The sequence below is a fragment of the Candidatus Limnocylindria bacterium genome (assembly GCA_036523395.1).
GTDB lineage: Bacteria > Chloroflexota > Limnocylindria > P2-11E > P2-11E > CF-39.
Window position 1 is genome coordinate 1 of sequence record DATDEH010000053.1, and the last position, 24,872, is coordinate 24,872.

Annotated in this window: 25 protein-coding genes; 11 read left to right on the forward strand and 14 right to left on the reverse strand. The window is 68.9% G+C overall.

From position 1 onward, the window contains the following. A partial coding sequence (locus VI056_06850; GenBank protein HEY6202744.1) for a UBP-type zinc finger domain-containing protein occupies positions 1-191 on the reverse strand: 191 nt, incomplete at its 3' end. A gap of 70 nt (positions 192-261) precedes the next feature. Here VI056_06850 and VI056_06855 point away from each other — a divergent pair. From VI056_06855 to VI056_06880, 6 genes are all read left to right on the forward strand, one after another. Further along, complete coding sequence (locus tag VI056_06855; protein HEY6202745.1) at positions 262-1,236, forward strand: ABC transporter ATP-binding protein; 975 nt, start codon at positions 262-264, stop codon at positions 1,234-1,236. Then, entirely contained in the window at positions 1,233-1,886 is a 654-nt protein-coding gene (locus VI056_06860; protein ID HEY6202746.1) for an ABC transporter permease, read from the forward strand. The genes VI056_06855 and VI056_06860 overlap by 4 nt, the downstream gene beginning before the upstream one ends. Then, a complete protein-coding gene (locus VI056_06865; protein HEY6202747.1) occupies positions 1,883-2,584 on the forward strand; it encodes an ABC transporter permease subunit in 702 nt (233 codons plus the stop codon). The genes VI056_06860 and VI056_06865 overlap by 4 nt, the downstream gene beginning before the upstream one ends. 76 nt (positions 2,585-2,660) lie before the next feature. Further along, positions 2,661-3,569, forward strand: a complete 909-nt coding sequence (locus VI056_06870) for an ABC transporter substrate-binding protein (protein ID HEY6202748.1) — start codon at positions 2,661-2,663, stop codon at positions 3,567-3,569. Beyond that, positions 3,539-3,967, forward strand: coding sequence for a hypothetical protein (locus VI056_06875; GenBank protein HEY6202749.1), 429 nt, complete (start codon positions 3,539-3,541; stop codon positions 3,965-3,967). The genes VI056_06870 and VI056_06875 overlap by 31 nt, the downstream gene beginning before the upstream one ends. Next, a complete protein-coding gene (locus VI056_06880) occupies positions 3,964-5,334 on the forward strand; it encodes an NAD(P)/FAD-dependent oxidoreductase (protein ID HEY6202750.1) in 1,371 nt (456 codons plus the stop codon). The genes VI056_06875 and VI056_06880 overlap by 4 nt, the downstream gene beginning before the upstream one ends. Here the strand turns inward: VI056_06880 and VI056_06885 are convergent. The 3 genes from VI056_06885 to VI056_06895 are packed head-to-tail and all read right to left on the reverse strand — an operon-like array spanning position 5,311 to position 7,819. Further along, on the reverse strand, positions 5,311-5,901 hold the full coding sequence (locus tag VI056_06885; protein ID HEY6202751.1) for a hypothetical protein: 591 nt from the start codon (positions 5,899-5,901) through the stop codon (positions 5,311-5,313). The genes VI056_06880 and VI056_06885 overlap by 24 nt on opposite strands. An 8-nt stretch (positions 5,902-5,909) precedes the next feature. Continuing rightward, complete coding sequence (locus VI056_06890) at positions 5,910-7,361, reverse strand: NAD(P)-binding domain-containing protein (GenBank protein ID HEY6202752.1); 1,452 nt, start codon at positions 7,359-7,361, stop codon at positions 5,910-5,912. 32 nt (positions 7,362-7,393) lie between these two features. Beyond that, positions 7,394-7,819 carry a cyclic nucleotide-binding domain-containing protein gene (locus VI056_06895; GenBank protein HEY6202753.1) on the reverse strand — a complete coding sequence of 142 codons (426 nt, stop codon included), beginning with the start codon at positions 7,817-7,819 and terminating at the stop codon, positions 7,394-7,396. 65 nt (positions 7,820-7,884) lie between these two features. On the opposite strand from VI056_06895, the gene VI056_06900 reads away from it, so the two are divergent. From VI056_06900 to VI056_06910, 3 genes are read left to right on the forward strand one after another with little or no spacing between them, the layout of a single operon-like run. Continuing rightward, entirely contained in the window at positions 7,885-10,542 is a 2,658-nt protein-coding gene (locus VI056_06900) for an adenylate/guanylate cyclase domain-containing protein (GenBank protein HEY6202754.1), read from the forward strand. Between the two features lie 3 nt (positions 10,543-10,545). Beyond that, positions 10,546-11,145, forward strand: a complete 600-nt coding sequence (locus tag VI056_06905; protein ID HEY6202755.1) for a DUF1684 domain-containing protein — start codon at positions 10,546-10,548, stop codon at positions 11,143-11,145. Then, positions 11,142-12,719 carry an MFS transporter gene (locus tag VI056_06910; GenBank protein HEY6202756.1) on the forward strand — a complete coding sequence of 526 codons (1,578 nt, stop codon included), beginning with the start codon at positions 11,142-11,144 and terminating at the stop codon, positions 12,717-12,719. The genes VI056_06905 and VI056_06910 overlap by 4 nt, the downstream gene beginning before the upstream one ends. Here the strand turns inward: VI056_06910 and VI056_06915 are convergent. The 3 genes from VI056_06915 to VI056_06925 all read right to left on the reverse strand — a co-directional run bounded on the left by VI056_06915 (position 12,716) and on the right by VI056_06925 (position 15,655). Next, positions 12,716-14,017, reverse strand: a complete 1,302-nt coding sequence (locus VI056_06915; protein ID HEY6202757.1) for a phosphodiester glycosidase family protein — start codon at positions 14,015-14,017, stop codon at positions 12,716-12,718. The genes VI056_06910 and VI056_06915 overlap by 4 nt on opposite strands. A gap of 67 nt (positions 14,018-14,084) precedes the next feature. Then, a complete protein-coding gene (locus VI056_06920) occupies positions 14,085-14,996 on the reverse strand; it encodes a D-alanyl-D-alanine carboxypeptidase family protein (GenBank protein HEY6202758.1) in 912 nt (303 codons plus the stop codon). 89 nt (positions 14,997-15,085) lie between these two features. Further along, positions 15,086-15,655: a hypothetical protein gene (locus tag VI056_06925; protein ID HEY6202759.1), complete on the reverse strand. Its 570-nt coding sequence runs from the start codon at positions 15,653-15,655 to the stop codon at positions 15,086-15,088. 212 nt (positions 15,656-15,867) lie between these two features. Here VI056_06925 and VI056_06930 point away from each other — a divergent pair, with 212 nt between their 5' ends. Next, positions 15,868-17,544: a GTPase domain-containing protein gene (locus tag VI056_06930; GenBank protein HEY6202760.1), complete on the forward strand. Its 1,677-nt coding sequence runs from the start codon at positions 15,868-15,870 to the stop codon at positions 17,542-17,544. Then, a complete protein-coding gene (locus VI056_06935; protein ID HEY6202761.1) occupies positions 17,544-19,151 on the forward strand; it encodes a GTPase in 1,608 nt (535 codons plus the stop codon). Before VI056_06930 ends, VI056_06935 begins: the two co-directional genes overlap by 1 nt. A gap of 73 nt (positions 19,152-19,224) precedes the next feature. On the opposite strand, the gene VI056_06940 is transcribed toward VI056_06935, so the two are convergent. Genes VI056_06940 through VI056_06970 form a run of 7 tightly spaced genes read right to left on the reverse strand, consistent with a single transcriptional unit; the run spans position 19,225 to position 24,855 of the window. Beyond that, positions 19,225-19,737, reverse strand: a complete 513-nt coding sequence (locus VI056_06940) for a hypothetical protein (GenBank protein HEY6202762.1) — start codon at positions 19,735-19,737, stop codon at positions 19,225-19,227. Positions 19,738-19,790: 53 nt separating this feature from the next. Then, complete coding sequence (locus VI056_06945; GenBank protein HEY6202763.1) at positions 19,791-20,387, reverse strand: nucleotidyltransferase family protein; 597 nt, start codon at positions 20,385-20,387, stop codon at positions 19,791-19,793. Positions 20,388-20,390: 3 nt separating this feature from the next. After that, positions 20,391-21,458, reverse strand: coding sequence for an XdhC/CoxI family protein (locus VI056_06950; protein HEY6202764.1), 1,068 nt, complete (start codon positions 21,456-21,458; stop codon positions 20,391-20,393). Beyond that, positions 21,455-22,348, reverse strand: coding sequence for an XdhC family protein (locus VI056_06955; protein HEY6202765.1), 894 nt, complete (start codon positions 22,346-22,348; stop codon positions 21,455-21,457). Before VI056_06955 ends, VI056_06950 begins: the two co-directional genes overlap by 4 nt. Beyond that, positions 22,345-23,502: a VWA domain-containing protein gene (locus VI056_06960; protein ID HEY6202766.1), complete on the reverse strand. Its 1,158-nt coding sequence runs from the start codon at positions 23,500-23,502 to the stop codon at positions 22,345-22,347. Before VI056_06960 ends, VI056_06955 begins: the two co-directional genes overlap by 4 nt. Then, a complete protein-coding gene (locus tag VI056_06965) occupies positions 23,492-24,352 on the reverse strand; it encodes a MoxR family ATPase (protein HEY6202767.1) in 861 nt (286 codons plus the stop codon). Before VI056_06965 ends, VI056_06960 begins: the two co-directional genes overlap by 11 nt. Before the next feature lie 44 nt (positions 24,353-24,396). Beyond that, complete coding sequence (locus VI056_06970; GenBank protein ID HEY6202768.1) at positions 24,397-24,855, reverse strand: carbon monoxide dehydrogenase subunit G; 459 nt, start codon at positions 24,853-24,855, stop codon at positions 24,397-24,399. Between the last annotated feature and the right edge of the window lie 17 nt (positions 24,856-24,872).

The window sequence follows — 24,872 nt, forward strand, 5'->3', positions numbered from 1 at the left end:
TCGAACGAGCGGATCACCGGATGCTTCGTCGCGTGGTAGTGCTTGGTGGCATGTTTGTTCGGCGAGTCGTCGCAGCACCCGACGTGGCCGCAGGTAAGGCAGAGCCGGAGGTGCACCCAGCGGTCACCGCTCGCGAGGCACTCCTCGCAGCCGCGCGGCGTGTTGGGCGCGTGGTCTTTCGCGGCCCGCAGATGCGCACAGAGCTGCGTTACGCCGGTCACTCCTCCGACGATACTCGTCCGTCGCTCATATCCTCCAGCGGTGGCGAGCACGCGGGGCGCGACGGTGGAGTTCCGCGACGTCTCGAAGCGCTACCCAGGGCAGGCCGCCGTCGACCGGCTCTCGTTCAAGGTCCCGGCGGGAAAGATCTGCATCCTCGTCGGACCGAGCGGCTCCGGAAAGACGACCTCTCTGAAGATGGTGAACCGGCTCATCGAGCCGAGCGGCGGGTCCATCTTCATCGATGGACAGGACGTCCTGCACAAGGAGCCGACTGCCCTCCGGCGTGGCATCGGATACGTCATCCAGCAGGTCGGGCTCTTCCCGCACCAGACGATCGCCGAGAACGTCGGGACGGTGCCGCGGCTTCTCGGCTGGCCAAAGACGCGCATCGACGCGCGGACCGAAGGGCTGCTTGCGCTCGTCGGTCTTGAGCCGTCGCGGTTCGCAGCGCGCTATCCGGCTCAGCTGTCAGGCGGTGAGCGGCAGCGTGTGGGAGTCGCACGCGCTCTCGCGGCCGAGCCGCCGGTGATGCTGATGGACGAGCCGTTCGGCGCGGTCGACCCGATCGTGCGCGATCGCCTTCAGAACGAATTCCTTCGCATCCAGCGCGACCAGGGGACGACGGTGCTGTTCGTGACGCACGACATCGACGAGGCGATCAAGCTCGGTGACCGCGTCGCGGTGATGCGCGCGGGCAAGCTGGTGCAATACGCACCGCCCGCGGAGCTCCTCGCACACCCGGTGAACGAATTCGTCGCGGAGTTCGTCGGCTCCGATCGCGGACTGAAGCGGCTCGCGCTGCTTACGGTCGGCGGTGTCGATCTCGACACGAGCGTCGCGCGGGCGAGCGTGTCGTCGCACGCACCGGTCCTCGCTCCAGCGACCACGCTTCGCGACGCGCTCATACGCATGCTCGCGAGCGAGGCGCAGGTCGGCGTCGTTCTCGACGGGCAGCGCTATGTGGGCGTGCTGACGCTTTCGAAGATCGGCAAGATGATCCGGAGCGACGCGTGACCCCGGGCGAGCCGCTGATCCGCTGGGATTGGATCGCGAGCCACCTTGACGAGTTCGCGTTCCGGCTCGGCGAACACGTCGAGCTGACGGTGATCGCGGTGGGCGTCGGTTTCGTCATGGCCTTCGCCCTCTCGCTGCTCATCCTCCGGTTGCCGCGTGCCGAAGGTCCGATCACCTGGATCACCGGAACGCTCTACACGATCCCGAGCCTCGCGCTCTTCGCGCTGCTCATCCCGTACACCGGTCTCACGATCCTCACGGCGGAGATCGGGCTCGTCGGCTACACGCTGCTCATCTTCATCAACAACATCGTGCGCGGGATCCGCGGTGTGCCCGCCGACGTACGCGAAGCCGCGGTCGGCATGGGCTACACGCCGCGCGAGGTCCTTTGGCGCGTCGAGCTGCCACTCGCGGCTGCGGTCATCATCGCCGGCATCCGCGTCGCGACCGTCAGCACGATCGGGCTCGTGACCGTGACCGCATTGATCGGACAGGGTGGGTTCGGATTCCTCATCCTCATCGGGCTGCAGCGCTTCTTCACCACCGAGCTGATCGCAGGCGCGGTCCTCTCGGTGGCGCTCGCCGTCGTGGCTGACGCGCTGCTGGTGCTGCTGCAACGCCGGCTCACCCCGTGGGCGGAAGTCGCATGAACCTGCTCGGGGACGTCGCGCGCTGGTTCGCCGATCCCGCGCACTATCGAGGGAGCGATGCGGTCCAGACTCGGATCCTCGAGCACCTCGAGGTGTCCGGCCTGGCGGTGCTGGTGGGCATCCTCGTCGCGCTGCCGGTCGGCCTGTACCTCGGGCACACCGGCCGCTTCGCCTTTGTCGCCGTGAACGTCGCGAACATCGGGCGCGCGATCCCCTCGCTCGCCGCGATCGCCCTTGCGATCCCCATTGCCGGCACGCTCCTCGGCGTCGAGCACGGCCTCGGCTTCTGGCCGACGTTCTTCGCCCTCATCCCGCTCGCGATCCCGCCAATCCTCACCAACGCGTACGTCGCCGTGCGAGGGGTGGACAGGGACGTCATCGAGGCCGCACGCGGCATGGGCGTGAGCGAGGCCGGGATCCTGCGCCGGATCGAGCTTCCACTCGCGCTTCCGCTGATCCTCGCCGGCATCCGCACCGCCGCGGTGAACGTCATCGCCACCGCGACGCTCGGTGCCCTGGTCGCCTTCGGCGGTCTAGGGCGGTACATCGTCGACGGCCTCGCGCTCCAGGAGTTCGACCGGTTGTTCGCGGGTGCGCTGCTGGTCGCACTTCTTGCCATCGCCGTGGAGGTAGCACTGCGCACATTCGAACGCGCCGCGGTATCCCCGGGCATACGCGTTCGACAAGGCGCGTTGTAGGGGATGGCCCTCGGGGAGGGCGATACTGCCAGCGTGGGCCGAGAGAAACGCGCTGCGGCCCGGAAGGAGTTCCCAGTTGAACCGAGCGATCCGCGTCGCGATCCCATTCATCGTGGCGGCACTCGTCGCGAGCGCCTGCGGCGGTGCCTCCTCTGGCGGAGCCAAACCGGCGATCACCATCGGCTCCACCAACTTCAGCGAACAGCTCGTCCTCGGGGAGCTGTACAGCCAGATCCTCGAGTCCAACGGTTATGCCGTGACGCGCAAGTTCAACCTCGGCAACCGCGAGATCGTCTTCCCCGCCCTGCAGAGTGGGCAGATCGACATGGAAGCGGACTACCTCGCGACGCTCCTCGCATTCGTCGACAAGACCGCCGCTGGGTCGACCGACCCGAAGGCGACGGCGGCGACGCTGCAAAAGGCGCTCACGGCAAAGAGCCTCACGGTCCTTGACTACGCACCGGCGGTGGACCAGAACGGCTTCGTCGTGACGAAGGCGACCGCCGACAAGTACAAGCTCGCCAAGCTCTCCGATCTCGCGGCCGTCGGCAACCAGCTCGTGATGGGTGGTCCGGCGGAATGCCCGAACCGCGAGTTCTGCGCGCTGGGTCTGAAGAACAAGTACGGCATCACCTTCAAGGAATTCAAGCCGCTCGACACCGGTGGTCCACTCACCGTGCAGGCGCTCGTCGGCGGACAGATAGACGTGGGCCTGCTGTTCACGAGTGACGCGACCATCGCGGTGCGGGGGTTCGTGCTCCTCGCAGACGACAAGCAGCTTCAGCTCTCTGACAACGTCGCGCCGGTGGTGCGCAACGACTACCTCACGAAAGCGGGCGACGACTTCAAGAAGGTCGTGAACTCCATCGCGCCCAAGCTGACGACCGCTGAGCTCACCGGGATGAACAAGCTCGTCGAGGTCGACAAGAAGGACCCCAAGGATGTCGCCAAGGAGTGGCTGAAGAAGCAGGGCCTCATCAAATAGGAGACTGGATCTCACTCGGCGGCGCGCTCTTACGGGGTGCTGCCGTCACGTCGTGGGGCGATGGCGGAGAGTGCGAGCTCTTCGCCATCCACGACGACGGACAGCTTCGCGATCGCTATTGGGATGGCAAGAGCTGGCACGAGTGGGAGGCGCTCGGCGGGACCTTCACGGGCCAGCCAGCGGCCGCGGCTCGCGATGTGGACCGCATCGACGTCTTTGCCTTCGACCGCGATGGGCGCCTGAATCATTGCTGGTGGGACGGAAAGCGCTGGGTCCCCTGGGAGATCGTCGAGGGGGCGCCGCGCGGTGACAGCGTGAGCTGTTCCTGGAGCGCCGGACGGCTGGATGTCTTTGTCAATCGTGAGGGCGGAGCCCTCTGGTATCGGGCGCTGGAGTGACCGAAAGGACTTTCGACTTCGTGATCATCGGTGCGGGCGCCGCAGGCGAGGCCGCCGCGAGTTACGCGCGCGCACGCGGCGCGTCGGTCGCCATCGTGGACCGCGACCTCTTCGGCGGCTCGTGCCCGTTCTGGGCTTGCATGCCGTCGAAGACGCTGCTGCACGCGGCCGAGGTCCGCGCGCACGGCGGCGAGTACCCGTGGCCGAAAGCCTCGGACCGCCGCGACTACATGATCGTCCGCGAGAAGCGCGACTACCCGGACGACACCGGTCATGTAAAAGGACTCGAGGAGAACGGCGCGATCGTCGTCCGCGGAACAGCAAGGCTCGCGGGACCCGGACGCGTCGACGTGACGCACGACAGCAAGACGCACATGCTCGCGGCGAAGAACGTCGTTATCGCCGTTGGCTCGGTCGGCAAGGTGCCTCCGATCGACGGGCTCGCACAGGCTGGGTACTGGACGAATGTCGAAGCGACCTCGACTCGAACGCTCCCTCGGAGCATCGCCGTCCTCGGCGCCGGCCCCTCGGGCGTTGAGATCGCGCAGTACTTCGCACGGTTCGACGTGCGTACCGTGATCGTCGCACCGCGGCAGGTGAATCCCACGGATCACCCGCGCAGCTCCGAGCTGATCGCCGAAACGCTTCGCCGCGCCGGCGTCGATGTGCGGACCGGCGTGCGCGCGCAGCGCGTTCGCCCGAACGCCGGCCCCGGCGGCGAGCACGTCATCGATCTCTCGGACGGTTCGACGGTTTCGACCGAGGTCATCCAGCTGTCCGTCGGCCGCACGGCTGCGCCGGCGCTCAAGACGCTCGGCCTCGACACCATCGGCATCACGTACGACGGAGCCGACACGCTGAGTATCGGCGATGACCTGCGGCTCGCTTCGAACGTGTACGCGATCGGCGACGCGGTCGGACGCGAGCTCAGCACGCACCTCGGTCATTACGAAGGCGAGATCGCGGTGCGCATCGCACTCGGCGACGACGTGCGGGCAGACTTCAGCGCGATCCCGCGCGTCGTGTACACCGATCCGGAGACGGCGGCCGTCGGTCTTCGCCTCGACGAGGCACGAGAGCGCGGCATCGACGCGTTCGAGGAGACCATCGACCTGCCGAAGACCTCGAAGGGCTACATCGTCGAGGCCGATCTCGGCCATGTCACGATCGTCGTCGACCGCGCGAACAAGATCGTGGTCGGCGCCTTCATCGGTGGAGCCGGCGCGAGCGAAGCGATCCACCAGGCCGTGCTCGCGGTGAAGCTGCGGATCCCGCTCGACACGCTCGCGCAGACCGTCAACGCTTTCCCAACGACTGCACGCGAGCTCGGCGGACGATTCGCGTCAGCCGCGCTCAAGCTGCGCTGACAACCGGGCGAGCACGATCTCGAGATCGCTCGCGGGCGACCCGCTCGTGAGCCGTATGACCTTTCCGATGTGCCTCCCGACCGCGCCTGCTACGCCGGCACGCGTCCACTGCTCCCCCACGTCTTCCGGCACATCTCCGTAGCGTTGGCGCACCGAGCGGAGGAAGCGGTAGAGCCGGCGGTATCCCGGGAATGCTTGGGTTCCGGCAAGGTCCGCTCGCATATGCCGGCTCACGATCCGGAGCGCCGCGGTCGCGAATGGGGGGTCGCACCAAACGATGAGGTCGCTCGCCTCGGCGACCCTCTCGATGAACGCCGGCTCCGCTCCCTCGACGATCCAGCCGACACGAGCGAGGTGATCGTCGAGGACCGCCTGTCGCGCCGCGAGCACCCCCTGAGACGGGTGGCCTGCCGAATCGCGCTCGAGGCGGACACCGCCGGGGAGACCGCGCCAATCGAGGTGCTCGTCGAGACGCAGGACCGCGACTCCTAGACGGTCACCGAGCGTCGCCGCGAGCGTGGTCTTGCCGCTGCCCGGACCGCCAACGATGTAGATCCGCGCGGCCACGCGCCTGGTCAGGGAAGCGGTGCGAGCACCGAAGTCAACTGCGAACGATGCTCGGCGGTCTCGAAGTCGAGCAGCGGATTCGTCGGCAGAAGATGTTCGGTGACGACGTTGTTCTTGCGGACATAGACGGCGGGATAGATCTCGGCCTTCGGGTTCGCCTCGACAGCGACCGCCACGCCGTCCGGCCCGTCTCCGTCGACGAACAGCTGCAGCGGCACGATGCCGTCGTCGATGATGCCGCGCGCACTGTCCCACAGGAGCGAGCGCGCGAGATACGACTTCTGGTGCCAGAGCTCGGGAGCTCGCGACAGCTCAGAGAGCAGGTAGCCCAGCACCTCGTCGCGCTTCAGTGTTGGTCGCGCGGGATCGATGCCGAAGTACGTGCGCGCGATGTGTCGCGCGAGGATGCGTGCGTTGTAACGGTGGCCATGCACCGCGCCCGAGCTGCTCGGGATCCCGTTCTTCTTGAGCCCCGGCGCGCCTCGTGTGGCAGTGCCGGCGAAGTAGAGATGGGGCACGCTGATGCTCTCGAACAGAGGAGTCTGTGACGGGATCTTCTCGCGGCCGGAGCTCACGACGCCGAGCTCTGGAAGATCGCCGAGCGGCGGCTGGAAGCCCGTCGTGGCGATGACGTCCTCGGTCTCGAACACGAGCGTCCCGCCCCCGTCGCTGCGCGTGGTCCGCACGCGGAATCCGCTCCCGGTACGCGCTACTTCGTCGATCGACGCGTTCATGATCACCACGCCACCGCCCAGGATGTGGTCCTCGTAAGGTTGCACGTACCGCGCGCGCACTCCCACGAGCGAGTTGGTGACGACGGAGAGCTGCGTCGGGCGCGGGGACGCGAGCACGATCTGCCGCGCCCACGGAAGGAACCCGTTCGCGAGCTCGAACGCCGAAGTCTCCTTTCCGATGATGAACACGCGCTTGCCCGCGTACGTCTCGGGCGCGCGCGTGTCGGCGTAGTGAGGTACGTGCTCGATACCGGGGATCTCCGGCTTCCACGGCTCCGCCAGCCCGAACGCGAACACGACGACGCGCGCCCGGTACTCACCGGCGCTCGTCCGCAAACGGAAACCCTCGCCGTCACGTGCCGTTCCGGTCCAGCGGCAGCCGTACCGCACGCGGATCCCCGTTTCGCGCGCGAACGTCGCGATGTTCTGCTCCATCTCCGCGCGCGAGGGGAAGTACGACGTCCCGTCCATGAGGCGCGGCTGGATCGCGCGGTGCTGGTCGTCGTCGGGGATGAGCGAGTTCCAGTCGTAGCGTTCGTAGAAGCGAGTTCCGCGTTCGAACGGCGCGAACGGCTTCGTCCATGAAAGGAGGCGCTGGAAGAATGGCCAGCGCCGGAACATCCCGCCGGGCGCCGGATCGGCGGAGATCACCGCGTGGGGAACGCCGAAGTACCTGAGCGCGTACGACAGCTGCAGACCGCCGGGGCCGCTGCCGACGACGACCACGGGATACTCGCCGGGCGGGAACGGCTGCTCGGCTAGCTCCGCCAGCGCGTTGCCGTCCGTAGCTTGCGCGCCTCGCTCTGCAACATGCGGAACATCACCTGCGGATGTCCGACCATGAATTGCTCGAGCGCGGGGCCGGGGATGATCGCGCAGTGGAGCTCGCGCGCGGCGACGATGTCCGCGACAGGTGGGTCGCCGAGGAGCGCCGAGATCTCGCCGAAGAAATCTCCGCGGCCGAGCCGCCCGTATTCCTTGCCGTCGACGCGGATGATGGCCTCGCCCGCGAGGATGACGTAAAAGCCCGATCCAGAGAGACCCTGTCGCAGGATGCGCTCGCCCTCGGCGAAGCGTCGCTCGTCAACGATGTGTGCGACGGACTCGAGCTCGGCGGCGCTGAGATCGGCGAAGAGCGAAAGGTTCGACAGCTTATCGCCGAGCTCGCCGCGGGTGGCTGCCATCGGCACATGTCTAGGCCTGCGGCGGTCGGTTGGCAACTCGCTGGTCACGAGCGGACAATCGAGACATGAACTACCGAGGTCTGCCGAGCGGCACCCTCACCTTCTTGTTCACGGACATCGAGGGTTCCACGAAGCTCCTGACCGCGCTCGGCACGGACCGCTATCACGAGGTGCTCGCGACGCACACTCAGACCCTCCGCGCGGCGTTCGCCGCCGGGACCGAAGTGCGCATCGAGGGCGACGCGCTCTTCCTGGTCTTCGACGACGCCGCGGCCGCGATCCGCGCGACCGCCGCGGCACAACGCGCGCTCGCGTCGACGCCGTTCCCCTACGACGCGGTGGTGCGCGTGCGTATGGGCATGCACACCGGCCAGGGCACACCCGCGAGCCGCGAGGCGGGCGCCGATTATGTCGGCATCGACGTTCATCGCGCGGCGCGCATCGCGAACATCGCTAACGGCGGACAGGTGCTGGTCTCTGGCGCGACCGCGATGCTCGCGGGTCAGGAGCTCGGCGACGGCATCGCGCTTCGCGATCTGGGCGAGCACAGGCTCAAGGATCTGGCGCATGCGGAACGCGTGTACCAGCTGGTCATCGCCGGTCTCGCGAACGATTTCCCACCGGTGCGCAGCCTCGACCGCACGCCGAACAACTTCCCCACCCAGGTGACGACGTTCATCGGCCGCGCGCCGGAGATCCGCGAGGGGCTGCGCCTCCTCGACAGTACGCGACTGCTCACGCTCACGGGTCCGGGCGGCACCGGGAAGACACGACTCTCTCTCCAGATCGCGGCCGAATCGGCGTCCCGTTTTCCCGACGGCGCGTTCTGGGTCGCGCTCGCTCCGATCGCCGACCCTGAGCTTGTCCCTTCGACGATCGCGCACGCCCTCGGTGTGCATATCGGCGGGAAGGAAGACCCACTTCAGCGTGTTCTCGAACACGTGCGCGGAAAGCGGATGCTCCTCGTCCTCGACAACTTCGAGCAGATCCTTCCCGCGGCGTCTTCTGTGTCGGCGCTCCTGGCGAGCGGCCCAGATCTCAAGGTCATCGCCTCCAGCCGGGCGCCGCTGAGGATCTCGGGTGAACAGGAGTTCCCCGTCCCCCCGCTCGAGCTCCCGGATCCCGAACGCCTCCCGTCGCTCGAGGCCCTCGCGCAGTCGGACGCGGTGAGGCTCTTCATCGAGCGAGCACGCGCGGTGAAGCCCGACTTCATGGTCACCGCGGAGAACGCCCCGGCAGTCGCTGAGATCTGCTACCGGCTGGACGGTCTCCCCCTCGCCATCGAGCTCGCCGCCGCACGGGTGAAGCTCCTCGCGCCGCAGGCGATGCTTCCCCGGCTCAAGCAGGGTCTCGATCTGCTCGCGACCTCGTCGCCCGACCGCACCGACCGCCAGCGCACGCTGCGCGGGGCGATCGCCTGGAGCTACGACCTCCTCGATGACGGGCTCAAACGGCTCTTCACGCGCAGCGGCGTGTTCATCGGGGGCGCGATGCTCGAGCAGCTCGAGGCGGTGTGTGGTCCCGCGAGCGAGATCGGCGGCGAAGTGCTCGACCGCCTCGCAGAGCTCCTGGACAACAGCCTGACCCGACAGCTCGAAGCGGCGGGCGAGCCGCGCTTCCGGATGCTCGTCACGATCCGCGACTTCGCCATGGAGAAGCTCGACGCGAGCGGCGAGGCAGAAGCGATCCGGCAACGCCATCTCGCGGCGTATCTCGCCCTCGCCGAACAAGCCGGGCCGCAAGTACAGGGCAACGAACAGCGGCGCTGGCTCGATCTCCTCGAGCTCGAGCACGACAACATGCGCGCGGCCCTCGATCACGCGATCGGTCGTGCGCGCGTCGACGACGCCTCACGGCTGGTGTTCTCGCTCTGGCGCTTCTGGCAGGTGCGCGGCTACCTCCGCGAGGGATTGGCGTGGGCGCAGCGCGTGCTCGCGCTTCCAGCCGGCGACGCGCGGCTACGCCTCCGCGCGCTCGAAGCGGCTGGCGGGCTGGCGTACTGGATGGGGGACCTCGACGTGACCGAGCGCTATTACCAGGAGACCTACGAACGCTCCGGTGCGCTGGGCGACGACGCCGAGCGTGCGAAGGCCGCGTACAACCTCTCCTTCGCGTATCTGCTCATCGAGAGCAAGCACGGCCGCGCGAAAGAGCTGCTCGAGGAGGCGTTGACCATCCTCCGCAGATACGACGACCGAGGGGCCATCGGCCGTGCCGCTTGGGCTCTGGGCGCTGTGTACGGGGAAGGATGGAACCGGTCGCGCGACGACTACCTGAAGTCGCGCCAGCTGGCGCAGGAGGCGCTCGAGCAGCATCAGCTGCTGGGCAACCGCTTCGACATCGCTTGGGATCTGCACTCGACCGGGCTGGCCGCCCTCCATCTCGGCGAGTTCGGCGACGCGCAGCGCGATTTCAGCGAGGCGCTTCGGATGTTCGTCGACGCCGGTGACACAAGCGGGATCGTGCTGCTGCTCAGCGACTTCTCGGAGCTCGCGCGGATGCGCGGTGAGATCGAGCGCTTGGACACGCTGGTTGGAGCCTGGACCGCGATGTCCAGGCGCACCGGAGTCGGGCTGGCCTCGCTGTGGGGCACGACGGAGGGCCGCGTGCTCGCTGCCGACATCCCCGACGAGCGCAGACCGGCGCTCGAGCGCGGCCTCGCGATGAAGACGGACGAGGCCATCGCGTTTGCGCTCGAGCCGCAGCCCGCAAAGACCGCATGACCGTTGGCTGACCCGCTCCTCGACCTTCTGGACTATCGCCGCAGCGTGACCGAGATGTACCAGGCGGTCCGCTCGCTGCGAGAACGCGATCCCCGCGCGGCCCATCAGTTATGGCGCGAGCGTCGCGACGAGCTGTTCCGCTCGCATCCGCAGTCGGCGCTGCCGGAGAGCGAGCGCTCCACATTCCGCGGTCTTCGCTATCACGAGTACGACCCGGCATTCGCGTTCACCGCGAAGGTCCGCTCGATGACGCGCGAGAGCTACGACGTCGACACGAGCACGGGGGGCGTGATCCGCTTCGTGCGCTTCGGCGCCGTCGACCTGCCCCTGGGCGCGCTCGAGGTCCTGTGGCTGGACGAGTACAGCGGCGGCGTGTTCCTGCCATTCCGCGACGCGACCTCCGGCAAGACGACATACGGGGGCGGCCGCTATCTGCTCGACACGGCAAAGGGAGCCGATCTCGGCTCGAGCGGCGACGCGCTCGTACTCGACTTCAACTTCGCGTATCACCCGTCCTGCGTCTACGACCCGAAATGGACGTGTCCGCTCGCGCCGCTGTCGAATCGTCTCACCGCACCTATCGAGGCCGGAGAGCTGTCGTGAACAGCCAGCAACGCTGGACGCTCGTCGCGACGATCCTCGCGTCGGCGATCGTCTTCATCGACTCGACGATGGTGAACGTCGCGCTGCCGCGCATCGGCCGCGAACTGCCCTCGTCCGTGTTCGGTGTGCTCGAGGGACAGTCCTATGTCGCCAACGGCTACCTCGTCACGCTCTCCGCGCTGCTCGTGCTCGCGGGCGCGCTGAACGACTTCTACGGCCGGCGGCGGATGTTCGCCGTCGGACTCGTTGGCTTCCTGGTGACGAGCCTGCTGTGCGGGGTCGCGCCGTCGATGGAGCTCCTCATCGTCTTCCGCGTCCTTCAGGGCGCGGCTGGCGCGCTGCTGGTCCCCGGCTCGCTGGCGCTCCTCACCGCGACATTCACCGGCGAGGCACAGGGCCGCGCGTTCGGGCTGTGGGCCGGGGCGTCGGCGGCGATGACGATCCTCGGGCCCTTCCTTGGCGGCGCGCTCGTCGACACGGTGTCGTGGCGCGCCGCGTTCCTCATCAACGTGCCGCTCTGCGTCGTGGCCGTGTGGGCGACGCTCTCCTTCGTGCGCGAGAGCCGCGACGAGAGCGCGACCGGAAGGTTCGACTGGCTCGGCGCGTTCGTCGTCGCCGTCGCTGTTGGCGGGCTCTCCTTCGGCACCATCTACAGCCAGCAGCGCGAGTGGCGAGACCCGCTCGGCATGGCGGTGCTGGTGATCGGCGCGATCGCGGCGGTCGCCGTCCCGTTCCTGATGATCGCGCGCCCCGACCCGCTCATCCCGCCGGCGCTCTTCCGCTCGCGGAACTTCACGGTGACGAACCTCTCGACGTTCCTGATCTACGGCGCGCTCTACGTGATCGGCTGGTTCCTCACATTGTTCGTCCAGGGCACCGCCGGGTACACCGCCGCCGCGGCGGGCCTCGGCTTCATCCCATCGGGTCTCTTCCTGGTCTTCTTGAGCTCACGCTTCGGCGCGCTCGCAGGCAGATACGGCCCGCGCCGCTTCATGGCCGTCGGACCAGCACTCATGAGCCTCGCTGTCCTCTGGTACGCGCGCATCCCGGCCACAACGCAGCCGTGGGTGTTCGCGTTCGGCGACAGGGCCACGTACGTTCCGCCGTCGGGCTACCTGATCGACCTGCTGCCGGGAAGTCTCCTGTTCGGGTTCGGCCTGTCGATCATGGTCGCGCCGCTGACGACCGCGCTCATGACGAGCCTGCCGGTGCACAACGCCGGCATCGGCTCCGCGCTGAACAACGCCATCTCACGCGTCGGTTCGCCGCTGGTCGGCGCGCTGATCTTCGTTGCGGTCACCGCGAGCTTCTATTCGGGATTGCAGTCGCGCGTGCCGAACATCGACGTCGACGATCCGCAGACGCGTCTCCGGATATCGCCACTCAACGTCGAGCGCCCGTCGTCATCACCAACGCCAGGCGAAACGGCACGCATCGCGGCCGAGCGCGAGGCGTCGGCGGAGGCGTTCCATCTCGCGATGCTGATCTCCGCTGGGCTCCTCGCCGCAGGCGCGATCACCAACGCCGTCGGGATCGTCGATAGCGTCGCGAAGGCGAACGCCGCCGGGCGCTAAGGCTTCGTAAGGACGATCGCGTTCGGCAGCAGCCGGCCGGGGCCGACCCGGTACGCGCCTCCGATGTACATCGCCGACGTGCCGCCGCCATCGAGGTTGAGCGCGTCCCGCGCGCCGAGCGCCTGCAGCACGTAGGCGGATTCGGTGACCGTCGCGTTCGACACGATCGCGAGGTACACGTACGTGCCGTCCACCCCGATCGATCCCTTGGTCCCCTTCGTCTTCTGCACGGCGGTCTGCTCGAACTCGGAGTCGACCACGGACCCGCCTTGCAGCAGCAACGGGAACATCGTGATGCCGGCGGTGATCGGCGCGTTCATGAGCGACGCGTTCTGTCCATAGACGAAGCTGCGCCGGTAGACCGCGGTCGCGCTGCCGTTGAACGTGAGCAGGCTGTTCTGGCCGATGAGCGCCGGACGGTTGATCCAACGGCGCAGGTTGCTGTTGTAGATGGCGTAGTCGTACGAGTTCACCTTGCCCGCGCAGGCGGGATAGTCGGGTGGACACAGATACGTGCCGTTCATGCCGGCGTATCCGCCGTTCTCGGCGACGTACTGCGCGAGCGGCTTCGCGGGACAGTCGCTCGTGCAGTCGCTGCTGTTCGCGGTGAGCGTGCGGACGGTCACGTCCGCGAGTCGCTCCTTGATGAGATGCACGTTGAAGGCGCCGCGCGCCGTCGGAACGCTGAGGTCGCTGTAGCCGAGCGGGCTGTACACCGCGCCGTTCTGTGGCGGCGCGCTCCCGTCGGGATTCAGGACCGTGACGAGCCAGAACACGCCGAAGTCCTCGAGCCAGGTGGCGCCTTCGATGAGCGGACGCAGGTAGAGGCGGTAATAGCCCGGCGTCAGCGGGGCCTCGATCGTGAACTGGAACCACGCGACCTGCCCTGGACCGACGTACGGCGCCGGTTGCACCGCGATGCGGTTGTAGCGCGGCCAACCGGTCGCGAGCGAGCCCGCGGTCCCATCGCCGCCGAGCGGACTGATCTGATCCTGTCCCGGCTCCGGACCCCAGGTCCCGAGATACGCGACCTCGCCGAGCCGGCCGCTCACCCATCCGAGGGATCCGCTGTTGAAGAACGCGACCGTCGCGGTCGATCGTCCGCCCGGACAGAGCGTCGGGTAACCGCTCTGTCCGTACCACTGCGCGTGGAAGCCGGGGATGCCCGACGGAAGGCCCGTCGGTGCGGGGATCCCCGGACCGGTGCTGGCGACGCACGCCGCGTTCGCCGGCCGCGCAGGTTGACCCAGGACCAGCGTGCTTGCTACGAGAAGCACACCCGCGAGACGCGCGAACATCCGGAGTCCCACCTTCTGGGGTAACGAGGCTGCGGGACCCAGCAGTACGTTTCGAGCGCGTCGCCGGTCAGCGGATGCCGGTCTGAAACTCCCGTAGCGGACGGCCGCTGGCGACAACAGGGCGCGCGACATCACGCCCCACCCAGCGGTAGTGCCACGGCTCGTAGTCGTAGCAGGTGATCGCGCTCTTGCCCCACGGATAGCTCACGACGAATCCGAGGTCAGCCGCGTGCTGCGTGAGCCACCCGCCTGTCGGTGTGGCAGCCCAATCGTCGTACTCCCACGGCGCGGCGGAGCCATCGCCGAAATCGATCGTCGTGCCCAGCTGATGCTCGGAGTGGCCCGGCCGAGCGCTCGTGCGCAGCGCCTGTGCGTATCCGCCGATGCCGACCCAGTACTCGAACGTCAGCACCTGTTGGGCATACGAGCGGTACGCCGAGACGATCACGAGCGGAAATCCGTCTGATCGCGCGGCGTCGCGGAGTGCGGTGAGATCGGAGTAGGTGGTCTTTCGTGCGAGCGCGTTGCGGTCGTCCGCAAGCACGGCTTCGTATCCAGGTTTTCCTTTCACGACCAGCGTGTCGGCCGCTGTGACCCCGGGTTCGGGGATGATCACTCGTGGCGACACGCCCGTGAGCGCTGAAACGAGGTCGGGCGGCTGGTAGGAGTCGGTCAGCGTGTGGGTCCAGTCGAGGTACGTCTGCTCGGGATGAGCGTAGTCGCGGTTCGGTGTGGGGACATCGTCGACCGCGCAGTACGGCGCGCGGCCTGGATCCGACGTGCTTGGCGACCGCGCTGCGGTCGGCGTTGGTGACGGGGCGAGTGACGGCAGTGACGATGTCGGTGGCGACACGGCCGGAGTCGTAGTCGCCGGCGCGACCGTGATCGTCGGTAGCGGGGTGGACGTCGCGGTGACGCGCGGCGCCGTGCAGGTCAGCGCAAACAGTGCGCAGACCGCGAGCTCTAACGGGCGCTTCAAAGGGCGCAGTGGTCCGTATGTTGTGTGGTTCGAGGCACAAGGAGAAGACCCGCCATCGCTGGCGGGTCTTCTCGTCATGCAGGTCGAGGTCAGCGCTTCGTCTGGGTCTCCTGCTCGAAGCGCTCGCTCTTGATCGGACGGTCTTCGCGCGTCTCGTAGTCGAAGCCACGACGGCGACGGACGATGTCGCTCGCGTCGTTGTAGCGGTCGTCGGCGCGCACCGTCATCAGGGTGCCGCCCTTCTTGAACTGCTCGTCGTAGTACCTCGCTTCCACGTCGGGGATGCCGAGGCCGACCAGGGCCCCGCTCACGCCACCGGCAACTCCACCGGCGACCGCACCCGTCGCAGCGCCCGCGAGAGCGGTGGCGAGCAGACCGCCGGAGACCACGGGGCCGATGCCCGGGATGAGGAGCGCCGCGCCGGCGCCGATGATCCCGCCGAGCACGACGCCCGTGCCCGCGCCCGATGCCGCCATCTCGCCGGCCTTGTTGCCTTCGGTGTGCGTCTTCCCGGCGTCATCACGCCACGCGTAACCGATCTGGTCGTCCTTGAAACCCTTTTCGCGAAGATCGCGTGCCGCGAGCTCGGCATCGCTGCGGTCGTCGAAGATCCCCACGTAATGCGTGCGCTTGGTCGTTCGCTGTTGTGACTGATCCATTCGTTTCCTCCTGAATTTGTGTCCTGATCAATGCGTGAGCAGATTCGGGGCCGCCGCATGTGAGAACAGGCGCGGGGTCGCTTGCTAGTTGTTGCCGCAGGAGGCCGAAGACGAGGGGGTTGCAGGGGGTTCTCCCCCTGCGATGACCGTGATCTCCGCTTCGCTCCGGCTTTCTGGACCGGCTTCGCCGGTCCATCAGTACAGTTCGCGACATGGACTCGGACGAAGCCGACCTCATCGAACGCAGCGATCGCCTTGCCGATCTCGCGGAGCGCCGGCTGGCGCTCGCGCCGGCGAACGCCGCTGCGAGCGAGCGAGCGCGTCAACTTCGCGACCACCTCGAGGGCTTCGTGCGGCCGCGCGCCGCGGACCTCGATGCGCCGCTGCTCGTGCTGCTCCTCGGACCGACCGGTGCAGGGAAATCGTCTCTGCTCAACACCATCGCCGGCGCCGAGGTGAGCCAGGCCGGCGTGTTACGACCGACGACGCGTGAGGCCATCCTTTACGCGAGCGACAGCGACGCGAAGCACATCCTCGGTGGCAGCAGGCTGCGCCTCATCTCCGCCCACCGCGTCGTCGTCGCGCCGGCTCCCGCGAGCTCGAGCGGCGTTGCCGTCATCGACGCGCCGGACATCGACTCGGTGGAACGCGACAACCGCGAGCTCGCCGATGTCCTCCTCGAGGCCTGCGACCTGTGCGTCTTCGTGACGACGGCGAGCCGCTACGCGGACCTCGTTCCGTGGCAGGTCCTGCGCCGCGTGCAGGAGCGCGGATTGCCTCTGGTGGTGCTGATCAACCGCGTGCCCGCGGACGAGCGCGACCGCGACGTGGTCTTGGCCGATGCGCGCCGACTTCTCGCGGAGGCCGGCATGCGTGAGGCAGACAACACGTTGGATCTCATCGCGGTGACCGACGGCCAGCTGGACCGGCGCATCAACGGGCTCTCCCGAGAGAGCGTCCTACCGCTCCTCGAGCGCATCCAGCAGCTCGCGTCCGAGAGCTCTGAGCGACGAGGCGTGGCGCTCGACGCGCTCGCGGGTGCGATCGGTGGGCTCGCCCCGCTGGCACACGCCGTTGCCGACGACCTCGAGCACGAGGCGATCGACACTGAGGCGCTCCGCCGCATCGCACAGACGTCGTATGCGGAGGAGCTCGCCGCGCTCTCCCAGAGTCTCCACAGCGGTGCGCTGCTGCGCGGCGAAGTGCTCCGCCGCTGGCACGACTTCGTCGGCGCCGATCAGATCACGCGCTTCGTCTCCTCTGGTCTGGGACGGCTGCGCGGACTGCTGATGACAGCTTTCCGGGGAACGCCGACCGCGCCGGTCGCCATGGTCGAGGAAGAGATGGTCAGCACGTTGGAAGCGCTCGCGCTGCGCCACGCCAGCGATGCGGCGCGCCGCACCGCCACCGCATGGTCCGACCGTTCGGATGCGGCGGCCTTGATCGGCGCCCAGCCGACGCTGTGGTCCGCTTCGGCGGACTTCGCGCCGGCCATACGGGACGGACTTGCGATGTGGATGCGAGCGACCATCGACGACGTACGCACCGCCGGTGGACGCAAACGCGCGGTCGCGCAGGTCGCCGCGCTTGGCGTGAACGTCGTCGGTGTCGCGGTGATGCTCGGCGTGTTCGCGCACACCGCGGGACTGACCGGCGCGGAGTTCGGGATCGCCGCCGGCACCGCGTTCCTGAATCAGAAGCTGCTCGAGGCGCTGTTCGGCGAACGCGCCATGGAGCAGCTGATCGAGCAGGCGCGCGCGCGACTGGACACGCTGCTCACGTCGCTCTTCGCGCATGAGCGTGTCCGATTCGACGCGCTCGCGACGTCGCCGGACACGCTTCGTGCGCTGGCCGCCGAGCTGCGCGCCACCGCGCCAGGGCGGAGCTGATGGATCTGCCTAGTTGCCTCGCGCATCTGGATGAGGCGATAACGGCCGCGACCGATCTCGCCCTGGACACGACCGCGGCAGCGACCGTGCGCGAGACGGCGCGCACGCGTCTTGGATTCCCGAGCGACGCCTATGTGCTCGCGCTCGCCGGCGGGACCGGCGTCGGGAAGTCGACCCTTCTGAACGCCCTCGCGGGGCAGGAAGTGAGCTCGGCGAGCGCGCGGCGGCCGACCACGTCCGAGGCCGTCGCGTGGGTCCCGGCCGACCGGCGCCGAGACCTCTCCGGTCTGCTCAGCTGGCTGAGCGTGACACAGGTGCGGGAGCACTCCGCGGGGATCCTCGGCGAGCTCGCCGTGCTCGACCTCCCAGACTTTGACTCGATCGCTCCCGAGCACCGCGCGCGCGTCGATGCGCTGCTCCCGCGCGTCGACGCCGTCGCGTGGGTGGTCGATCCCGAGAAGTACAAGGACGAGATCATGCACGGCGGCTATCTGCGCACGTTCGCTCCACGCCTGCGGCAGCAGATCGTGGTGCTCAATCGGAGCGACCTTCTGAGCGCGGAGGACGCGGCGCGGGTGAGCGAGGATATGAGCGCGCAGCTCCGGCGGGAAGGGCTCGTCGACATCGGCATCGTGACCACGCGCGCGCGCGAAGGCGCGGCGGGCGTCGCCGAGCTCCGCCGCTGGCTCGACAGCGGCGTCGAGGCGAAGCGCGTGATCGCATCACGTGTCGCCGCCGACGCGCAGCAGTCGGTGCGTGAGCTCGCTACGCGCGCGGGTGTCGCCGACGGCGAGGTGATGCCGCTCATCGATCCGGCGCGCCGCGACCGCGCGCTCGATGCCGTCGCGCGCGGCGTGCTCGCGCTCATCGACATCCGCGGTCTCGAGCGTCAGGCCGTCGCCGCCACGCGACTCGCCGCCCGACCGCGAGGCGCTGGACCCTTCGGTCACGTCACCAGCCTGGTGTATCGCGTGACCGGACGGGCGCGCGCCTCGGCGGATCCCGCGCGGTACCTGCGGGCCTGGCAGATGCGTGGCTCGCTCGCGCCGGCGGTCGAGCCACTGCGCGAGCTGATCGCGACGACGCTCCCCACCGTGCCCGGATCCGTGCGTGGATCGCTTGCCACGCTGAGCACTCCCGCGGTCTTCGAGCAGCGGCTCGCGGAGACGATCGACCGTTCGCTCACGACGGAGGCGGCCGAGTTCCGCGTCCCGACGAGCGCGCTCTGGTCGCTCATCGGTCTCGGGAATTACGCGGTGACGGCCGTGCTCTTGTTCTGTGCGCTCTGGTTCGCCGCACTGTTCCTCATCCACGAGGCGCCCGTCGGCTCGATCGATGTTCCCAACCTCGGCGCGATCCCCACCCCGGTCGTCCTGCTGGCGGCGACGCTTCTCGTCGGGTTCCTGCTCGCGCAGGCGCTGCGCCTGCACGCTGGTTGGCTGGGCCGGCGCTGGGCGCGGCGGATCGGCAAGCAGATCACTGGCGGCGTGCGCGAGCGCGTCACCGACAGCCTCCTGCTCCCGATCGAACGCTTCGATCTGGCGCGCCAGCAGCTCGCAAAGGCCGCGCGCGGCGCGATGGAAGACTGCGTGTCCGACACCACATGACGCGCGTGCCGAGGCCCACCGCGCCCATCGCCCGGGATCAGACCCGGGGCGATGCCTTTGTCGCGCGAGACCGTCAGGGCTCGTCGATGTGCTGGACGCGGAAGATCAGCTCCCAGGTGTTGAAGACTCCCCAGAGCAGGCTGAGCACCCCGACGCCGCCGATGACGTACAGCGCGTTCGCCTCACCGACGAAGATCCCGATCCCCGCGGTGATGGTGACGACGAACAACCCGAAACCGGCGAAGAACTGCCACACGGTGACCTTGCGGTCGTAGCCGACCCCCGTCGCGCGCAGTCCGCTCCGCGCCGCCGCCCCGAACGGAACCATCGCCGCGAGGAGCATGACAAGCAGCTCGAGCCCGAACGCCGAGAGGCTCTGCGGCATCAGCGCGAGGAATCCGATGCCGAGAGACACCACGTAACCAAGGAAGATGGAGCGCGCGACGGCGCGCAGCTCCGCGTTGCGACTCGCGCTGAGCACGCGGACGTGGATCGAGAGCGCGACGAACAGCAGGCCCAGCAGCCCGGCCGACGCGGTGACCAGGCTGATGTTGAAGTCGTGCCACAGGACGAGGTCTTCGGACATCGAGGCGCGTCGAGGATAGCGAGGCGCGTGCACGCGAGCCTCAACGGACGGCGCTAGCCGCCGGACAGGCGTTCTCGATCCTCCTGCGTATCGACGTCGTCCAAGCCCGCGAGATCGTGAGCGACGTCGAAGACTGCGACGTCACCGCGGCGCGCGAGCACGTCACGCGCCCCGGTGTCCCCGCGAAGCGCATCGACCTCCATCCAGAGATCACGGTGCAGCAGCGTCGGCGGCGAACGTCTGCCGTCCTGGGCGCACACCACGGCGGGCGCACCGGTCGAACGCTGTGTCGCGACGAGCGCGTCGAGAAGCGCGGCGGTGACGTTCGGCTGATCGCCCAGCACGACGACGGCGGCATCGCTCGCATCAAGTGAACGCAACCCGATCCGCAGGGAGCTCGCCTGACCGGTGGCGTGATCGGGATTGCGCACGAGCCGCGCACGGCCGCTGCGGACCCCTGCCTCGATCGCATCGGCGTCGGCGCCGAGGACGACAACGACCGGCGACAGCGACGATGCGTTCGCGGCGTCGAGCGCATGCTGCAGGAGCGGCCGGTCGCCAACTGGCGCAAGGAGTTTCTGACTGCCGTAGCGCAGGCCCTGGCCCGCCGCGAGCACGACCGCCGCGACGCGCTTCGCGGGCGCGCTCATCGATCAGCCGGTCGTCACGAGGTTGCGCGCGGAAAGGCTGCCGCCGGCGCGGCCGCGACGCGCCGCGAGCATCTCCGCGACGATCGCGAGCGCGGTCTCCTCGGCGGTCCGAGCGCCGATGTCGAGCCCGATCGGCGCGTGGATGCGCGCGAGGTCGTCGTCCGAGGACCCCCGCGACCTTAGCCACGCGAACCGCTTCTCGTTCGTCCGCGTGCTGCCGATCGCGCCGATGTAACCCGCGCGGCTGCGAAGCGCGGCGAGGAGAGCGGGCTGATCGAACTTCTCGTCGTGACTGAGCACGACGATCGCCGAGCTGTCGTCGAGCGCGAGATGCCCGAAGGCGATGTCGGGCCACTCATGGACGAGCTCATCCGCCTGAGGAAAGCGCTCTCGGCTCGCAAGGGCCTTTCGGGGATCCAACACGACGCTGCGATAGCCGAGCGGCTTCGCGAAATGGACGAGCGCGATCGCGATGTCCGTCGCGCCCACGATCGCCAGCGTGGCCGGGGCGGGGACCGCGTGGAGGAAGACGCTGGCCTCGCGCCCATCGGCGAGGCGCAGCGGGGCGCTGCGCGATTGCCCTTCGCGGAGCGCTCCCAGCGCATCGCGCCCGAGCGGCGCCAGATCCGCGCTCCATCCGTCGCCACGCGGATCTGCGGTCCACACGCCGACAGTGCCGGCGTGATCCTCCGGTGAAACGATGCGAGCGAGCACGACACCGGTGCCGTTCCGGACGGCCAGCGCGGCGCGCTCGTGAAGGGGACCGACCGGCTCGATGAGGACCTCGATCGTGCCACCACACGACAGGCCAACGGTGAACGCCCGGTCGTCGCTGATGCCGTAGCGGACCACGCGGGCGCGACCCGACTGCAGCACCGACAGCGCCTCCTCGTAGACGTCGGCCTCGACGCAGCCGTTGCTCACCGAGCCGGCGAGGCGTTCGTTCGGAGCCACGAGGAGCGTGGCGCCGAGCGGGCGCGGCGCGGAACCCGTGATCCCTACGACCGTCGCGATGGCCACGCGCCCCTCGGCGGCACGCCACGCGAGGAGCTCCGCGGCGACCTGTCTCACCGCGAGCCGGCGATGGCCGCGGCCGGATCGGCGAGGAATCGGCGGAGGCAGCCTGGGCCGCAGAAGTAGTACGTCGTGCCGTCGTGGTCCGCACGGAGCGCGCTCTCGGTGATCGCGACGGTCATGTCGCAGATCGGATCGACGGCTTCGGCGGGCGCGCTCTTCGGCGTGACGAGCCGCGGCCGTGTGGACACGATCTCGGCCAGGATGCTGAGCGCGATCTCCTCTTCGGTCCGAGCGTGGATGTCGAAACCCGACGGGTACTTGAGCCGCTCGAGCGCTTCGGCGCTCACACCAAGGTCGCGAAGCGCGCCGACCAGCTCGTCTCCACGCTTGCGGCTCGCGATGAGCCCGACGTACCGTGCTGACGTCGCGAGCGCGTCGCGGACAGCGTCCTCGTCGCCGTCGCCGCGCGACGCGATCACGATCGCCGCGCGGTCGTCGAGCGGAACATCGGCCAGGGTCGACACGACGTCGAATCCAAGCATCGCGGCCATCGAGACGAGCGCGCGCGCGACGGGCGTCGTACCGACGATCGCGAGCTGCTCCGGAGGCATGATCGGCTCGATGTAGATCTCCAGCTCTCCGCCGCTGTGGCAGGTCATTGGAAAGTGTCGCACCCCGTCGCGGGCCGACGAGGCGCGATTGGAGAGCACGATGAGTCTGGGCTCGCCCTCCGCGAGCGCGGCGAGGGACTCGCGCAGGACGACCGGCGCCGCGCAGCTTCCGCCGATCCAACCGTGCAGCGTCCCCTCCGCCGTGACGATCGCCTTGGCACCGGGCTTCGCCGATGTCGGGCGATCCGCGCGAACGATGGTCGCGGTCACGAACGGCTCCCGGCGCGCGACGAGCTCCGCCGCGTCGGCGAAGAACCGCGCGCGCTCGTTCACGGACGCACCTGCCGCCGCACCGGTCGACCACGTCCTGCCTGCCCGAGGAGCTTCGCGATCGTCACCAAGGCATCGACTGTATTCGCCGCGAGGTGGTCGTCCGCGGCGGCGGCGAGGGCGCGCGCTCCCGACGCCTCCGGCATGTATCCGGGCGTGCCCGCGAGCGGGTTGAGCCAAACGAGACGGTAGGCCGCGCGTTGCAGCGAGCGCGCCTCGGACGCCAGAAGGGATGGGTCACCGCGCTCCCAGCCGTCGGTCACGAGCAGCGCCACGGCGCCCCGGCCGAGCACGCGGCGCGACCAGCGCCGGTTGAACTCCCGCAGCGCGTCGCCGATGCGCGTGCCACCGGACCAGTCCGTCACCGACCGGCCGACGCGCGCGAGCGCGACGTCCGTTCGCCGGTGACGCAGCTGGCGCGTCACGCGCGTGAGCCGCGTTCCGAAGGTGAAGACCTCCACCCGTCCCCAGCCGCGGATGAGGGAATGGCTCATGTGCAGAAGGAGCCTGGTGTAGGCCTCCATCGATCCGGAGACGTCGAGAAGCAATACGAGCGGTCGACGCTTCTGGCGCGGTCCGCGCCGGATGAGCTCGATCGGCTCGCCGAAGCGCGCCAGGCTGCGACGGAGCGTGGCGCGCGTATCGAGGTTCGCGCCGCTCATCACGGGCGAGAAGCGACGGCTCGGGCGCAGCCCCGGCGACCAATCCAGATCCTCGAGAAAACGCGCGGCGGCGGTGCGCTCCTCCGCCGTCATCACCGAGAAGTCCCGAAGGCGCAGCACTTCCGCCGGACTCGCGACGACGCGGAGCGTGCGCGTGATTGTCTCGCGCCCCTGGCGCGACGGAGGCGCGTCCGACGCGACCGCCCAGCCGTCGTTCGCTCTGGAGCGCGCCGGAGCCTCGCTCGGGAGCACGACGCGCGTTCCGCGCAGCAGCGCCCAGAACAGATCGAACGCCTCGTCGAAGCGAGCGTGATCGGCCGGATGCGTCACGAGCATCGCGCGGCATGCGGCCCGGACATCGGCTTCGCGCGCGAGGTCGATCTCCGCGAGCCCCCGCAGCAGAAGCCGAGCGCGTTCCGCGTCGACCGGGATCCCGGCTCGGCGGAGCAGCCTGGGAAACTGGAGGAGATTCGGCGCGACGGGGCTAGCGAGCACCGGCTTCTTCCAAGAGACGCGGCAGCGACTCTTCGCGGACGCGGCGAACGTCCTCCTCGTATTTCAGCAGGACGCCGAGCGTGCTGCCAAAAGATTCGAGGTCGAGCTCGACCGTCCCGAGCGCGGTGAGGGCGAGCGCCCAGTCGAGCGTCTCCGCAACGCCGGGTCGCTTGAAGAGGTCGTCCCGCCGCAGCGCCTGCACGACGGCGACGACGCTGCGCGCGAGGCGCGCCGAGAGGTCGGGGAGCCGGCGCGACAGGATCGCGAGCTCGCGCTCGGGCGTGGGGTAGTCGATCCATTGATAGAGACAGCGCCGTTTGAGAGCGTCGTGTACCTCGCGCGTCCGGTTCGAGGTGATGACGACCGGAGGTGGTGCGGTCGCGCGGAACGTCCCGAGCTCGGGGACCGTGATCTGGAAGTCCGACAGCAGCTCGAGCAGATACGCCTCGAACTCCTCATCGGCGCGATCGACCTCGTCGATGAGCAGCACCGCGGGCATTCCGGCCGGGTCGATCGCGTCGAGGAGCGGCCTCTTGATCAGGAACTCCTCCGAGTAGATGCGCGTTCGTGCGGCCGCGGCGCGCCCCTCCGCCTCCGCCAGACGGATCTCGAGGATCTGTCTCGCGTGGTCCCACTCGTATACGGCCGACGCGAGGTCGAGACCCTCGTAGCACTGCAGGCGGATGAGACGACGGCCCAGCCCAGACGCGAGGACCTTCGCGACCTCGGTCTTGCCGACGCCGGCCTCGCCCTCCAGAAAAACGGGCTTGCCCAAGCGAAGGCCCAGGAAGAGCGTGACCGCGAGGTCGCGATCGGCGACGTACTTCTCGCGCTCCAGCGCCGCGCGCACCTCATCGGGCGTCGTCCAAGACGGAGGCGCCTCTGCCCGCTGCGTCACGTGCTCGCCGCGGCAGGCGCTTCCAGCTGCTCCTTGATACATGCGAAGACCTGCTGCGTGACCTTGTCGGCCGCGCCCTGCATCAGGCGCGCGCCGACGCTCGCGATCATCCCGCTCACCGTGACGTCACTCGCCCAGCGGAGCGTCGTCCGTCCCGGGGCGGCGTCGGCGAGGTCGAGGGTGTTCGTCATCTCGACCGCGCTCCCGGGCGCCTGCCCGCGGGCACGTACGGAAGCGTGATCCGGCGCGCGAAGCTCGGTGAAGACCACGTCGAGCGCGAACGTGGTGCGGATCGGACCGACGCCGGCGCGGGCGACGACCTTGAAGTGCGTCGGGTCGATGACATCGACGCGCTGCACGTCCGGGCCGCACCGACTCACTCGCTCCGGGTCGGTGACGAACGCCCACACGCGCTCGCGCGGCGCGCCGATGTCCGCGGTGCCTTCGAAGTGCATGGCCCTGCCGCGCTACC

Bases quoted from the DNA above. Each gene is read 5' to 3' on its own strand.
- VI056_06865 (HEY6202747.1), top strand. From the start codon at position 1,883: ATGAACCTGCTCGGGGACGTCGCGCGCTGGTTCGCCGATCCCGCGCAC.
- VI056_06895 (HEY6202753.1), bottom strand. From the start codon at position 7,819: ATGGCAGCCACCCGCGGCGAGCTCGGCGATAAGCTGTCGAACCTTTCG.
- VI056_06900 (HEY6202754.1), top strand. From the start codon at position 7,885: ATGAACTACCGAGGTCTGCCGAGCGGCACCCTCACCTTCTTGTTCACG.
- VI056_06915 (HEY6202757.1), bottom strand. From the start codon at position 14,017: ATGTTCGCGCGTCTCGCGGGTGTGCTTCTCGTAGCAAGCACGCTGGTC.
- VI056_06925 (HEY6202759.1), bottom strand. From the start codon at position 15,655: ATGGATCAGTCACAACAGCGAACGACCAAGCGCACGCATTACGTGGGG.
- VI056_06930 (HEY6202760.1), top strand. From the start codon at position 15,868: ATGGACTCGGACGAAGCCGACCTCATCGAACGCAGCGATCGCCTTGCC.
- VI056_06935 (HEY6202761.1), top strand. From the start codon at position 17,544: ATGGATCTGCCTAGTTGCCTCGCGCATCTGGATGAGGCGATAACGGCC.
- VI056_06940 (HEY6202762.1), bottom strand. From the start codon at position 19,737: ATGTCCGAAGACCTCGTCCTGTGGCACGACTTCAACATCAGCCTGGTC.
- VI056_06945 (HEY6202763.1), bottom strand. From the start codon at position 20,387: ATGAGCGCGCCCGCGAAGCGCGTCGCGGCGGTCGTGCTCGCGGCGGGC.
- VI056_06970 (HEY6202768.1), bottom strand. From the start codon at position 24,855: ATGCACTTCGAAGGCACCGCGGACATCGGCGCGCCGCGCGAGCGCGTG.